The organism is Streptomyces sp. NBC_00876 (assembly GCF_045207435.1).
Taxonomy (GTDB): Bacteria; Actinomycetota; Actinomycetes; order Streptomycetales; family Streptomycetaceae; genus Streptomyces.
In genome coordinates, this window is sequence record NZ_CP108800.1 from 7,749,585 (window position 1) to 7,761,809 (window position 12,225).

General features: G+C 68.8%; 10 protein-coding genes. 5 read left to right on the forward strand and 5 right to left on the reverse strand.

Going from position 1 to position 12,225, the window contains the following annotated elements:
- The first annotated feature begins 111 nt into the window (after positions 1-111).
- Genes OG782_RS33855 through OG782_RS33865 form a run of 3 tightly spaced genes read left to right on the forward strand, consistent with a single transcriptional unit; the run spans position 112 to position 4,348 of the window.
- Complete coding sequence (locus tag OG782_RS33855; protein WP_406457618.1) at positions 112-1,188, forward strand: zinc-dependent alcohol dehydrogenase family protein; 1,077 nt, start codon at positions 112-114, stop codon at positions 1,186-1,188.
- The gene (locus OG782_RS33860) at positions 1,188-1,958 is read left to right on the forward strand and encodes an HAD family hydrolase (protein WP_406457620.1); all 771 of its coding nucleotides are present in this window, start codon (positions 1,188-1,190) and stop codon (positions 1,956-1,958) included. The genes OG782_RS33855 and OG782_RS33860 overlap by 1 nt, the downstream gene beginning before the upstream one ends.
- Complete coding sequence (locus OG782_RS33865) at positions 1,955-4,348, forward strand: glycoside hydrolase family 65 protein (RefSeq protein WP_406457622.1); 2,394 nt, start codon at positions 1,955-1,957, stop codon at positions 4,346-4,348. The genes OG782_RS33860 and OG782_RS33865 overlap by 4 nt, the downstream gene beginning before the upstream one ends.
- 52 nt (positions 4,349-4,400) lie before the next feature.
- Here the strand turns inward: OG782_RS33865 and OG782_RS33870 are convergent, their stop codons facing one another.
- Positions 4,401-5,390 (reverse strand): Acg family FMN-binding oxidoreductase, encoded by a 990-nt coding sequence (locus OG782_RS33870; RefSeq protein ID WP_406457624.1) that lies wholly within the window; start codon positions 5,388-5,390, stop codon positions 4,401-4,403.
- Between the two features lie 357 nt (positions 5,391-5,747).
- Between OG782_RS33870 and OG782_RS33875 the strand changes: the two genes are divergently transcribed.
- Complete coding sequence (locus tag OG782_RS33875) at positions 5,748-6,608, forward strand: universal stress protein (protein ID WP_406457626.1); 861 nt, start codon at positions 5,748-5,750, stop codon at positions 6,606-6,608.
- 160 nt (positions 6,609-6,768) lie between these two features.
- Complete coding sequence (locus OG782_RS33880) at positions 6,769-8,502, forward strand: GAF domain-containing protein (RefSeq protein WP_406457628.1); 1,734 nt, start codon at positions 6,769-6,771, stop codon at positions 8,500-8,502.
- Between the two features lie 24 nt (positions 8,503-8,526).
- Here the strand turns inward: OG782_RS33880 and OG782_RS33885 are convergent, their stop codons facing one another.
- The 4 genes from OG782_RS33885 to OG782_RS33900 all read right to left on the reverse strand — a co-directional run bounded on the left by OG782_RS33885 (position 8,527) and on the right by OG782_RS33900 (position 12,216).
- Positions 8,527-9,219 (reverse strand): response regulator, encoded by a 693-nt coding sequence (locus OG782_RS33885; RefSeq protein ID WP_406457630.1) that lies wholly within the window; start codon positions 9,217-9,219, stop codon positions 8,527-8,529.
- A gap of 110 nt (positions 9,220-9,329) precedes the next feature.
- Positions 9,330-9,944 carry a CBS domain-containing protein gene (locus OG782_RS33890; RefSeq protein ID WP_406457632.1) on the reverse strand — a complete coding sequence of 205 codons (615 nt, stop codon included), beginning with the start codon at positions 9,942-9,944 and terminating at the stop codon, positions 9,330-9,332.
- 79 nt (positions 9,945-10,023) lie between these two features.
- Entirely contained in the window at positions 10,024-11,025 is a 1,002-nt protein-coding gene (locus tag OG782_RS33895; RefSeq protein ID WP_406457634.1) for an Acg family FMN-binding oxidoreductase, read from the reverse strand.
- Between the two features lie 111 nt (positions 11,026-11,136).
- Positions 11,137-12,216, reverse strand: a complete 1,080-nt coding sequence (locus tag OG782_RS33900; protein WP_406457636.1) for a universal stress protein — start codon at positions 12,214-12,216, stop codon at positions 11,137-11,139.
- Between the last annotated feature and the right edge of the window lie 9 nt (positions 12,217-12,225).

A 12,225-nucleotide genomic window follows, 5' to 3' on the forward strand; every position in this document is an offset into this window, starting at 1 on the left:
GACGGGCCCGCCAGGGCCCGCCTGGGGACCGACCGGCCCATGCGCTTCCCCGAACCCCGGGGTGAACCTGGCTGTGACCTCGTCGACGAGAGACAGGAAGCAGGCCACGTCATGAAGGCACTCCTCTTCCGAGGCCCCGGCCGCATCGAGTGGGGCGATGTGCCGGATCCGGGCGTCGAGGACGCCGGCGACGCGATCGTGCGGGTTGACGCGGTGACCATCTGCGGGACGGATCTGCACATCGTCAAGGGAGATGTGCCCGAGGTGGAGCCAGGGCGCGTGCTCGGTCACGAGGCCGTGGGCACTGTGATGGAGACCGGCGGCGACGTACGGGGCGTCCGCCCCGGTGACCGTGTGCTCATCTCCTGCATCTCCTCCTGCGGGCGGTGTCGTTTCTGCCGTGAGGCCAGATACGGGCAATGCCGGGGCGGAGGTGGATGGGTGCTCGGGCACACCATCGACGGCACACAGGCCGAGTACGTACGGGTGCCCTTCGCGGACCTTTCCGTCCACCCACTTCCCAGCTCCGTCGACAGCCTCGACGCCGTTCTCCTGGCGGACATCTTCCCGACCGCCTACGAGGTGGGCATTCTCAACGGGGCGGTACGACCGGGCGACACGGTCGTGGTGGTCGGCGCCGGTCCCATCGGCCTGGCGGCCGTCGTCGCCGCTCGTCTCTACTCTCCCGAGCGAGTCATCGTCGTAGACCTGGCCGAACCGCGACTGAACGCCGCACGGACCCTCGGCGCGGAGGCGACTGCACGCGCAGACGAGCACCCCGAGCAGCTTGTGGCGGACCTGACGGGCGGGTTGGGGGCCGACGTCGTCATCGAGGCGGTGGGAGTCCCGGACTCGTTCGAGATGTGCACGCGCATGGTCCGGCCGGGCGGTCGCGTCGCCAATATCGGCGTCCACGGCAAGCCGGCCGTCCTGCACCTGGAAGACCTCTGGATCAAGGACATCACCATCACCACCGGTCTCGTGGACACCTCGTCCACCCCCATGCTGCTGCGCCTGCTGGCGACCGGGAGGCTCCCGACGGCAGAGCTGGTCACCCATCGGTTCGAACTGGGACAGATGGAGGAGGCGTACGACGTGTTCGGGCGTGCGGCGGACACCGGAGCGCTCAAGGTGGCGCTCGGAGAGCCGCAGCACAACGCAGTCACCCGACTCGCCCCAGCCGGCTGATGACCAGCCTGCGCGGCGCCTCGTACGTGCGTGCGGTCGTCCTCGATACGGACGGCGTGCTCCTCGACTCCGCGTCCTTGCACGCCGCAGCGTGGAAAACCGCTTTCGATCGCTGTCTGGAGGCCCTGGCGTCCAGGGGGAACAGGCAGCCGCCCTTCGACGCGGACGGGGAGTACAGGAGGCTCGTGGACGGAAAGGCGCGGTTCGACGGCGCCCGGGCTTTCCTGGACGCCCGCGGTCTCGCACTGCCCTTCGGACACGCCGACGACCCGCCCGGCTGCGCGAGCGTGTGGGCGGTGGCTGCGTGTAAGGAGCAGGAGTTCACACAGATGCTGCGAACCAGGACAGTGCCGTCGTTCCCGGACGTCGTCCCGGCACTCGACGCACTGAGGGAGAACGGCACCGCGTGCGCCGCCGTATCCGCCTCCCGGCATGCCACAGAACTCCTGGAGTCCGCCGGCCTCCGCAGTCGCTTCGAAGCCGTGGTCGACGGCGGGGAGGCGGCCCGGCTGGGGCTTCCCGGCAAACCGGACCCGGCCCTGTTCCTGGAAGCGGCATCCCGTCTGCGGGCACACCCCGGGAACGCCGCGGTAGTAGAGGACGCCCTCGCCGGAGTGGAGGCAGGACGGCGCGGAGAATTCGGTCTCGTCGTAGGGGTGGACCGCACAGCGGACCCCCGACGGGCGGCTGCGCTGGCCGGTCGGGGCGCCGATCTCGTCGTGCGAGACCTGACCGAGCTGATCGGGAACCCACCAGGAGCACCTCCATGACAGCGGCCTGGACGTGGCACTACGGCAAGTACGACCCGAAGACGGAGCAGGTGGCCGAGACCCTGTGCACCCTCGGCAACGGAAGATTCGCCACGCGTGGCTCCGCTCCGGAGTGCCGGGCGGACACTGTGCACCATCCCGGGACCTACCTTGCAGGGTGCTACGACCGCCTCACCTCCGCGGTGGCCGGCCGGAAGGTCGAAAACGAGGACATGGTCAACCTGCCGAACTGGACGCTGCTGCGCTACCGCTGCCTACCCGAGGGCGGCTCCCCCGGGGAGTGGCTGACTCCCGACTCGGGGAATCTGAGACGTTACGGCGTCAGCCTCGATCTCCGTGCCGGCGTGCTCACCCACCGCCTGCTCTTCCAGGATGCCGAGGGCCGTGGTCTGCGCGTCACCCACCACCGGATCGTCCACATGGGCAACCCGCGACTGGCCGCACAGCGCAGCCTCTTCCGTGCCTACGGCTGGAAGGGGGCACTCGAAATCGAATCAGTTCTCGACGGCGCCGTCAGCAATACCGGAGTCGCGCGCTACAGCGATCTCAACGGGCACCACCTGAAAGCCCACCGCACCGGGTCGGAACCCGGTGGCATCGCGTGGCTCACCTGCCGGACCGCCGCATCGGATGTCCAGGTCGCGCTGGCCGCCCGCACACACACCGCCCCTTCGGTACCGGTCGTCGACGACCACGACGCAACCACCGCTGTGCAGCGATACGTGCTTCCGATGGCCCCGGGCGGCTCTGCGACGGTCACGAAAACCATCGCCCTGCACACCTCACGCGACCGCCCGGTCGACGACCCCCTGGCGGCAGCCGTGGACGACGTCTCGCACGCGCCGGGCTTCTCCGCCCTGCTGACCTCGCACCGATCCTCCTGGCAGCGGCTGTGGCACGAGGCGGAGCTGCACGTGCCCGGTCCAGCGGGGCACATCCTGCGCCTGCATCTCTTCCACCTGCTGCAGACGTTGTCGGCCCACTCCGCGGAACTGGACGTCGGCGTGCCCGCCAGAGGGCTGCACGGCGAGGCGTACAGGGGCCATGTCTTCTGGGACGAACTGTTCGTGCTGCCCTACGTGACGCTGCACTTTCCCGAGGTCGCCCGGGCGCTGCTCATGTACCGCTACCGCCGGCTGCCCGCAGCCCGGGCCGCGGCGAGGCAAGCCGGCAGGGATGGGGCCATGTACCCGTGGCAGAGCGCCGCTTCGGGGCGCGAGGAGACCCAGTCGCTGCACCTCAACCCTCAGTCCGGCCGTTGGCTGCCCGACCGCTCCCACCTCCAGCGCCACGTGGGATCGGCCGTCGCCCTCAACGTCTGGCGCTACGCGCAGGCCACGGGAGACCGCGGATTCCTGCACTCCGCCGGGGCGGAGATCCTGCTGGAGGTGGCCCGGTACTGGGCGGGCGCTGTCACCTTCGACCAGGGCCGGCGGCGCTACGGGCTACGAGGAGTCGTCGGACCGGACGAATACCACGATGCCTATCCGGATGCCGAGATCCCAGGCATAGACGACAACGCCTACACGAACCTGACCGCCGCCTGGGTGATGGCACGTGGCCTCGAATTGCTCGACGAACTGCCCGACGCCCGGCGCCGGGAACTGATGGAGCAGCTGTCCTTGGACAGCACGGAACGCGACCGCTGGGACGACATCTCCCGTCGCATGTACGTGCCCTTCCACCAAGGCGTGGTCAGTCAGTTCGAGAGTTACGGCCGGCTGGAGGAACTGGACTGGGCCGGCTACCGCCGTCGCTACGGGGACATCCGCAGGCTCGACCGGATCCTGGAGGCGGAAGGCGACACGGTCAACCGGTATCAGGCGTCCAAGCAGGCCGACACCCTCATGCTCGGCTACGTCTTCCGGCCCACCGATCTTGCCGCGCTGTTCGCCCGGCTCGGATACCGGCTCGACGACGAGGTGTGGCGTGACACCGTCGAGTACTACGCGAGGCGTACCAGCCACGGTTCGACGCTCAGCAGCCTGGTTCACGGCTGGGTACTCGCCCGTGAGAAGGGGCCGGAAGCTTGGAGCTACGTGGAGGAGGCGCTGCTCAGCGACGTGGCGGACACGCAGGGCGGCACCACCGGCGAGGGGATACACCTGGGTGCCATGGCAGGCACCTTGGACATGGTCCAGCGTGGGATCACCGGTCTGGAGGCCGGAGCCGAGGGGCTTCGGGTGGATCCCGTCGTCCTGCCGGAAATCCCCAGATTCTCCTTCACCTTGTGTTTTCACGGCCACCGTGGGATCCGGATCCGCATGATTCCCGGCCGGATCGGCATCAGTGTTCCCGCCTCTTCGCTGGGGCCGCTTGTCGTGTTGCTTCCTGGGAAGCGGAGGGTCACGGTGCCCGCCGGGGGAGAGCGATGGTTCCGGTTCCCGTGACCCCGATCGCAGCGCGTACCGCGCACACCGTCATGGGGCGGGGTACGCGGTGTCACCTGATGCTGAGGACCTCATCGACCGGTCTGCGAGGTGTCGCAGCCCCCGAAGGGCCGTAGCCGAGCCTGAGGAGCATATGGACGAACCCCGCGGCGGAGTTGGGATCGCGTGCGAAGGACCGGAGTTCGGGCCATTCGAGAGGCTGCGACATCAGCGACGTCGCGAGCCCGTCCGAGGTGGCCTGCAGAAGCACACGCTCCAGGGCCTGCCCTGCCTTGAGCCAGTGCACGGGCCCGTCCTTCGCCGTACCGAGCAGCGCGATCTGCGGGTGCTTCTCGAAGACGGCTTCGCCACGGTCCCGCACGCTGTGCGAGGTGTCGAAGTCCCGGGTGGGGGCGCTGATACCGAACTGCCTCGGGCCGAAGGCGGAGCTGGGTATGCCTTCGGTGCTCGGCCCCTCACCGGCCCTGCCCGTGCGTGTCCAGGCGGCGATCTCCTCGCGCATCGAGGCATCGGCCGACTCGAAGAGCTCCGCGTCATGGACGAGTTCCATGACCGTTTCCGTGTGCCAGGCCCCAGGGACCGTGAGCAGACAGCCTTCCAGGACGGCCGCCGCGGACAGCTCGTCGACTATCTCCTGCGGAACCTGCTCGTCGGAGAAGGGGAAGCGGCTGGAGCGCCGCTGTCGTACGGCGGGATACAACGCCGACAAGTCGCTTTCGGGGGACTCGGCATTCCGGAGTACGACGTCCGCCAGGTGCCAGCCATCCGATGGGCGGGGGAGCAGCGTCGGGCGGGCCGTCCAGCCGTGATGGGCCGCCGCGACGCGAAGGTTGAACAGGGCAGCGCCGCAGCCCAGGTGCACGCCTCGGTTGTCGGGGTCACCGACCGGCATGGTCCGCACGGGGTCGCCGTACACGGCGAGCACTCCCGTGTCGGTGGAGAAGACGAACTTCCAGGGCTGGGAGTTGTGCATGGAGGGCGCTGCCACGGCGTCCTCGACCAGCGCTGCCACCACCGCCGCATCGTGTTCGGTCGTCGACATGGGGTGCCCTGCTCTCTGTTCACGGAGGCACGGTCTGCGCGCCCGGAAACTCCTCTGAGCTCCAGCTTCCGACGGAAATGCCTGACGCAGGAGGGGCCGAACGGTCCTTCGCCCGGACCGACCGGCAGTGTTGTTCCGCGGTCTTCCTGCGCAGCCGGGATACGAGGGGGACCTTTGGGCCTGTTCTTGCCCCTGGCGGCTCCTGCCCGCGGCGCAGACCGCGCTGGCAGGCTGGGGGCGAGTCCGTGGCCTGGCGCCTGCACCCGACGGACGGGCCGCAGGGCGCGGCCTCCACTCGCCGGCTCGCAGGCATCTGCCGGCCGGACCTCGTCGCCGTACCGGACAGGGGAACTGGTCATGACCAGCAACGCGGATCGCCGTGAAATCGTCGTCGGAATCGACCCCGTCAGGGACTGGCACATGGCTCTGGCATGGGCAGCGGATGAGGCGCACCGCCGTGGAGTGTCGCTGCGGCTCGTCGTTGTCGTTCGGCCGCAGCACGACACACAGCACGTCGACGACACCCTGCATCACATGGAGCTTGAACGCGCCGGTGCGGACGCGCTGGCGGAGGCTGTCGCCTGGTCGCAGGCCCGATGGCCTGATGTGGGTACTACCGCTGCGCTTCTGGGCGGACGTCCTGGACCGACGCTGGCACATCTGTCGGGGAAGGCTCGCATGCTGGTGCTCGGCTCACGGCATCTGAACCGTGCCGAAGGATTCCTCAGCGCCGGTTCGCTGGTGATCCCGGTTGCCGCGCAGGCGCACTGCCCGGTCGTCGTTGTCGGAGATGCGGAGCACAGCACTCAGGAGTCCCCGTACGTGGTGGTGGGTGTGGACGGAAGCGAGTCCTCGAAGGCGGCCTTGGCCCTGGCATTCGAGGAGGCGGACCTGCGCGGCTGCGCGCTGCGGGCCCTCGCGGTGTGGCAGCCCCCGGTCTTCTCGCTTCACGGAAAGGACGCAAGCCTCCAGGCTGAGCGTCGCCTGTTGTCGGAGACCATGGCCGGCTGGTCGCAGAAGTATCCCGACGTCCGTCTCTACCACGAGGTGCTGACCGGATCTCCGGTCGAAGCCCTGGCAGAGGCGGGCGAGCATGCCTTGGCCGTAGTCGTGGGACGCAGGGGGCAAGGCGGATACAGCGGAATGCGCGTCGGCTCAGTCGTTCACGGCCTGCTGCATCGGGCCCACTGCCCAGTGATTACGGTCCCCGCCGTGTGAGGACGCGGTCGCCATTCACCAGGCCGCACTGCCCGACGCCGTCCCGTCGCGCGGCGTGACGGGACGGCCTGTCCGAGATGATCCGTTGGACGGTCGGGCATAGGTTGGGAGCACGCGCGTATCCGCGCTGTCCGGTCTTACCTGTCGGCGGAGGTTTGCCATGGGGCGGGGTGACCATGAGGACCCGGCGGCCAGGATTCCGCGCCTGAGACTCGACGAGCTCCTGGAAGAGCTCCAGGGCCGTATCGATGAGGTGCGGGGAACCAGGGATCGCCTGAACGGGCTGCTCGAAGCGGTCATGTCCGTGGGCCGGGAACTCGACCTGCCGCAGGTTCTTCGCGGGATCGTCGAGGCCGCCGTCATCCTGGTGGACGCCGAGTACGGGGCCCTGGGGGTGATCGGGAACGACGAGGAGCTTGCCGAGTTCCTTCCCATCGGCATCAGTGACGAGGTGCACGAGCGGATCGGTGACCTCCCCTCCGGGCACGGGATTCTGGGCGAGCTGATCCGGCACCCGGTCCCGTTGAGGCTGAGCGAGCTCTCGGAGCACCCGGCCTCCTACGGCTTTCCGGCTCATCATCCGCCCATGCACTCCTTCCTCGGGGTGCCCATCCGGGTCCGCGACGAGGTCTTCGGGAATCTCTACCTCACAGAGAAACGGGGGGCACTCGACTTCGACGAGGAGGACGAGGCGGTCGTGGCCACCTTGGCCGTGGCGGCGGGTATCGCCATCGAGAACGCCCGGCTCTACGAGGAGGGCCGGCGCAGACAGCGATGGCTGGCCGCGAGCTCCGATTTCACGAGCGCGCTGCTTTCCGGTGCCGCCGAGTCCGAGGTGCTCGAAGGGATGCTGGAACGGGCCATGGACATCGTCGGTGCCGACCTGGCTGCCTTTTACCTCGTCGGGCCGAACGGGGAGCTGACCGGCTCTCTCGCCCTCGGGGAAGGAGCCGATGCCCACCGGGGGATCGTGCTGCCCAGCGCCCGGGGGACGCTCGCTGCCGCCGCGCTTGCTGAGAACGGGCTCGTCACCGTGCCGGATGTCGGGTCCGACGCCAGGGTCACGGAGCGGCCGGAGCGGTGGGAGGGTTTCGGGCCGGCGGTGGCGGTTGCCGTAGGGACCAAGGAGAAGCTGAGCGGTGTCATGGTGCTGGCCCGACGTCGTGGCGGGCCGATGTTCGTGAGCGCGGAGATCGCCGCACTGCCGAGCTTCGCGGGGCAGGCCGCGCTGGGCCTTGAACTGGCTGACGGCCGTCGGGATGCAGAACAGATGAGCCTTCTGGAGGACCGTGACCGGATTGCGCGAGACCTGCACGATCTCGCGATCCAGCGACTGTTCGCGACGGGCATGACGTTGCAGAGCGCCCGCCCGTTCATCGAGCACCCCGAGGGCGCCGAGCGGTTGAACCGGGCCATCGACGACCTGGACGCCACCATCAAGATCATCCGCACCACCATCTTCGGCCTCAGAGAACACGAGACGGCCGGGAGCACCCCGAAACTCAGATCCAGGGTCCTCCAGGCAGTGGACAACGCCCTGCCCTCGCTGGGGTTCACGCCCGCCGTGAGGATGGAGGGCCTGATCGATACGGACGTGCCCGAAGGGGTGGCGGACCAGGTGATCGCGGTGATCGGGGAGGCACTCAGCAATGTCGCCCGCCACGCGCGAGCGACTCAAGTGGAGGCAGCGGTCGTCGTGGATGCGGGACTGCTGGTCGTGACAGTGACGGACGATGGTGTCGGCCTGCCGGCGGGAAGCAGTCTCAGCGGTCTGCGGAATCTGGCCGAGCGGGCGGAGCGACTGGGCGGGACACTCTCCGTCAGTACGCGCCCGAAGCCTCTCGGCGGCACCGCGCTGGAGTGGCGGGTCCCGCTGCCTTTGGACGGCGACTGAACGGCTTGCGGATGCGGGAACCTTTCACTTCTCCTGCCCCGTGTGCTCCCGTACCTCCGTGGCGATGACGGCCGCCTGCACGCGGCGTTCCACTCCCAGCTTCCCGAGAAGCCGGGAGATGTGATTCTTGACGGTCTTCTCGGACAGATACAACCGCTTGGCGATCTGGCGGTTGGTGAGGCCCTCACCGATGAGCTCGAGAACGGAACGTTCCCGTTCGGACAGCACGGAGAGCCTCTCGTCCTCCGAGGGGCTGCCTGCCTCGGGGCCCCGTACGGAGTGCAGGAGCCGGGCAGTGGTCGCGGGATCCAGCATGGACTGGCCCTTGGCGACGGTCCGCACGGCTGCCACCAGGTCCGAGCCGTTGATCTGCTTGAGCACGTACCCGGCTGCCCCCGCCATGATCGCGTCGATCAGGGCGTCCTCGTCGTCGAAGGACGTCAGCATCAGACAGGCCAGGTCCGGCATGCGCGAGCGCAGTTCCCGGCACACGGTGATGCCGTCCCCGTCGGGCAGCCTGACGTCGAGCACGGCGACATCGGGCCTGAGCGCGGGTCCCCGGGCCAGTGCCTGGTCGGCGGTGGCTGCCTCGCCGACCACTTCCAGCCCGGGCTCCGAGTCCAGGAGGTCGCGGAGTCCCCGGCGGACCACTTCGTGGTCGTCGAGCAGAAAGACGCGGATCGGCGCTTGGGCCGAGACGGTCGAGGTATCGGACATCTGCGGCCTCTGGAGGTCGGTCGGCTCACTGCCCCTCCTACGGGCATTGTCTCAGGGACGGGGCCGGCGCACTCGGGGAAGGGGTGATACCGCCCGGTTCGGCGCCCTGTCTAGGCAGAGCCGCCGAGTGGGCTCTCGTCAAGATCCATGCGTACGTCCACCACACCTTCGACGGCCCGGACAGCCCGTACCAGCAGAGGCACCATGGACCTGTCCCGCAGCGAGCCGCTGAGAGTGACGACACCATCCTCGACCGAGGCGTCGATCCGAAGCGGTGGTGAGATCTGGCCGAGCACGCGGTTGCGAATTTCCGCGCCCAGTTCTGCGTCCGGCCTGAGGAACACCTTGAGCAGGTCTCCTCGGCTCACCACTCCTTCCAGCAGTCCCAGATCATTGACCACAGGAAGTCGTTTCACCCGTTTGCGCGCCATGATCTGAGCGGCCTCGGCGATCGTCGCGTCCGCGTGAAGGGTCACGGCCGGGCTCGACATCAGATCCTCCGCCAGCACCGCACCGGCCTTGGAAGTCTCGTCGAGCGGCCCGAGGCAGCCGGGATCGTCCCTCCGGAGCGCCTCCTTCGGCAGGAGATCGGCCTCCGACACCACGCCGACGACACGGCCCTCGCCCGCGAGGACCGGCAGCGCGCTGACCTTCCACTCGGCCATCAGACGGACGATCTCCTTGTACGGAGCACGACTGCCGATCGCGACGGCGGTGTGGGTCATGACGTCGCTGACGGTGTGCGGAGAATCAGTCACAGGGCCCTCCGGGAAATTGGTCGACGTGCCGTATCGGGATCCGTTTCTACGGTTCGATGACCAGCACCTGACGGAGAGGCCGACGCGGTGTGTGAGGGCCCACGGGGCCGTATCCCATGCGGACGATCATCTGAGGATGTCCCGTGCCCAGCACGGGGTCCCGCAACGTCCATCGCAGCTCTGGCCACTCAAGCGGCTGTGTCGCGAAGGAGGCGCAGACGCCCTTGGCGGTCGCCGAGAGCAGAACGCGCTCCAGTGCCTGGCCGGCCCTGAGCCAGTCCAGCGGACGATCGCCCTTCGTGCTCAGCAGGCCCAGCTGAGGCCGACGCTCGAACCGGGCCCGGACACGTCCTGCCAGGGCAGCGGTTCCTGCGAAGTCGCGGGTGGTCGACCTGCCGGATGCGTCCCCCGGACCGAACGCGTAGTCCGGAACTCCGTCGACGGGTGCGTCGGCCTTCGTGTCACGGGTCCAGTAGCGCTGTTCCGCATCACGCGCAGGGTCCATGCGGTCGTAACCCGCGGCATCGCTGATCAACTGGAGCACGGTGTCCAGGTGGATGGAATCGATGAACCGGAAATCCGCATGCTCAGCAAGTGCAGCGTCGGAGAACAGCGCGCGGAGTTCCGGGGGAATCGGCTGCTCGGCGAAAGGGAAGCGGCAGGTGTGTCTGTCCCGTATCGCTGAATGCAGCTCCGCGAGCTGCGGGTCTGCCGCTCCTGCAGGGGCATCCGTCAGCGGAGCCAGACGGGCTTCGGCCAGCAGGGCCGGATCCGCCGGCGCGGGAAGGAGCGCGATCACCGCTGCCAGACCGTGGTGGGCAGCTGACACCCGCAGGTTCAGCAGAGCGGCTCCGCAGCCCATGTGAAGTTCGCGGGTCGAGGGGTCCGCCTCCGGCATGGTGCGTGCGAAGTCGGCCCGTAGCGTGATGACGTGGGCGGATCGGCCGTAACGGAACTGCCAGGGCTGCGAGTTGTGCAGGGAGGGTGCGGCAGTGGCGTCGGCTACCAGAGCGGTCACCGTGGTGTCGCTCGGTGAAGTGGTCAGCATCTGAGTCTCCCGGCGAAACTGTGCGGAAGTGCTACTCATCCAGCCTCGGCCTGCGCGCACGGGCACCGATAGGGGCCGTTCTTCCCCGAAGAGGGCCGGATGGCCGCGTGGTCAGTCCTGGGGCACGACCGCGACCGGCGCCGGGGAATGGTGCAGAACCGCGTGGGCGACGTGCCCGATGCGCGGCTCCCGGGGCCAGTAGCGATTCGTTCGCCGGCCGATGACGACCAGTGACGCTCGTGCCCCGGCCTCGACGAGGTGACGCGCGGGCGATCCGATCTCGGCATGCTCACTCACGGGTACTCCGGGGTACTTCTTCGACCACGGTCCCAGCAGGGAGCGCACCATGCTCGCTCCTTCGGCCGCGATATCGGCTCGCCAGCGCAGGTCGCCTCCGATGCCCTGCACGTAGCCCACCGGAGGATTCCAGCTGTAGACGATCCGCAGGTCTCCGGAGCGCACGGCCGCCGCTTCGAAGGCGAACCGCAGTACACCATCGGTGGTGGGACCCAGATCGATGCCGGCGACCACCGGACCGCCGGTGTCCCGCCTCTCCACCTCCTGAACGCGCTGCGCGAGGTCCGCATCGTCGGCGGGCGGCGGCGTTCCTTCGGGGCGCACGAGCACCACGGGCCGGTGTGTGTGGGCGACCGTCGCCATGGCGACAGATCCCATGAGGAAGCCGGTGAGTGCTCCCAGGCCCGCTGTTCCGACGGCCAGGAGCTCGGCCTCGGCAGCCTCCCGGCACAGCATTTCGGGGGGTGGCCCGGTGAGCTGCTTCGTACTTATGTCCAGGTCAGGAAACCTATGTGTCAGTTGCGCTGCGGCTTCCTCCGGCAGGCGTCGTGACCACTGTTCCGGCATTTCCGTCCCGGAGAGTGGGGCGTGGGAGTAGGGCTGCCATTCCCAGGCGCTCACAAGGCGAAGGGGAAGGTGCCTGATGCTTGCCTCGCGGGCGCCCCAGGCTGCGGCGGCGAGGCTTGCCGGCGTTCCGTTCAGGCCGACAGTCACAGGGCGTGGCACAGCGCACCTCCAGGTACGGTCGTGGTGTCTTGCTTCTCCACGATGGGGTGGCGCGAGCCCCCAGCGGATGGGCCGTCGAGGGTCTGTCCTGGGCCGTTCGCCCCCTTTTGAGGGCGCCGCTCCCGTGGGGAGGGCACCGACGTCGGCGCCCTCGGGGAGGAGACGCATGGGTGAGGC

What these genes read in the sequence shown, in the direction of transcription:
- OG782_RS33885 (WP_406457630.1), bottom strand. Translation starts at nt 9,219, where the DNA reads ATGTCCGATACCTCGACCGTCTCGGCCCAAGCGCCGATCCGCGTCTTT.
- OG782_RS33900 (WP_406457636.1), bottom strand. Translation starts at nt 12,216, where the DNA reads ATGCGTCTCCTCCCCGAGGGCGCCGACGTCGGTGCCCTCCCCACGGGA.
- OG782_RS33870 (WP_406457624.1), bottom strand. Translation starts at nt 5,390, where the DNA reads ATGTCGACGACCGAACACGATGCGGCGGTGGTGGCAGCGCTGGTCGAG.
- OG782_RS33880 (WP_406457628.1), top strand. Translation starts at nt 6,769, where the DNA reads ATGGGGCGGGGTGACCATGAGGACCCGGCGGCCAGGATTCCGCGCCTG.
- OG782_RS33855 (WP_406457618.1), top strand. Translation starts at nt 112, where the DNA reads ATGAAGGCACTCCTCTTCCGAGGCCCCGGCCGCATCGAGTGGGGCGAT.
- OG782_RS33875 (WP_406457626.1), top strand. Translation starts at nt 5,748, where the DNA reads ATGACCAGCAACGCGGATCGCCGTGAAATCGTCGTCGGAATCGACCCC.
- OG782_RS33890 (WP_406457632.1), bottom strand. Translation starts at nt 9,944, where the DNA reads ATGACCCACACCGCCGTCGCGATCGGCAGTCGTGCTCCGTACAAGGAG.
- OG782_RS33860 (WP_406457620.1), top strand. Translation starts at nt 1,188, where the DNA reads ATGACCAGCCTGCGCGGCGCCTCGTACGTGCGTGCGGTCGTCCTCGAT.
- OG782_RS33865 (WP_406457622.1), top strand. Translation starts at nt 1,955, where the DNA reads ATGACAGCGGCCTGGACGTGGCACTACGGCAAGTACGACCCGAAGACG.
- OG782_RS33895 (WP_406457634.1), bottom strand. Translation starts at nt 11,025, where the DNA reads ATGCTGACCACTTCACCGAGCGACACCACGGTGACCGCTCTGGTAGCC.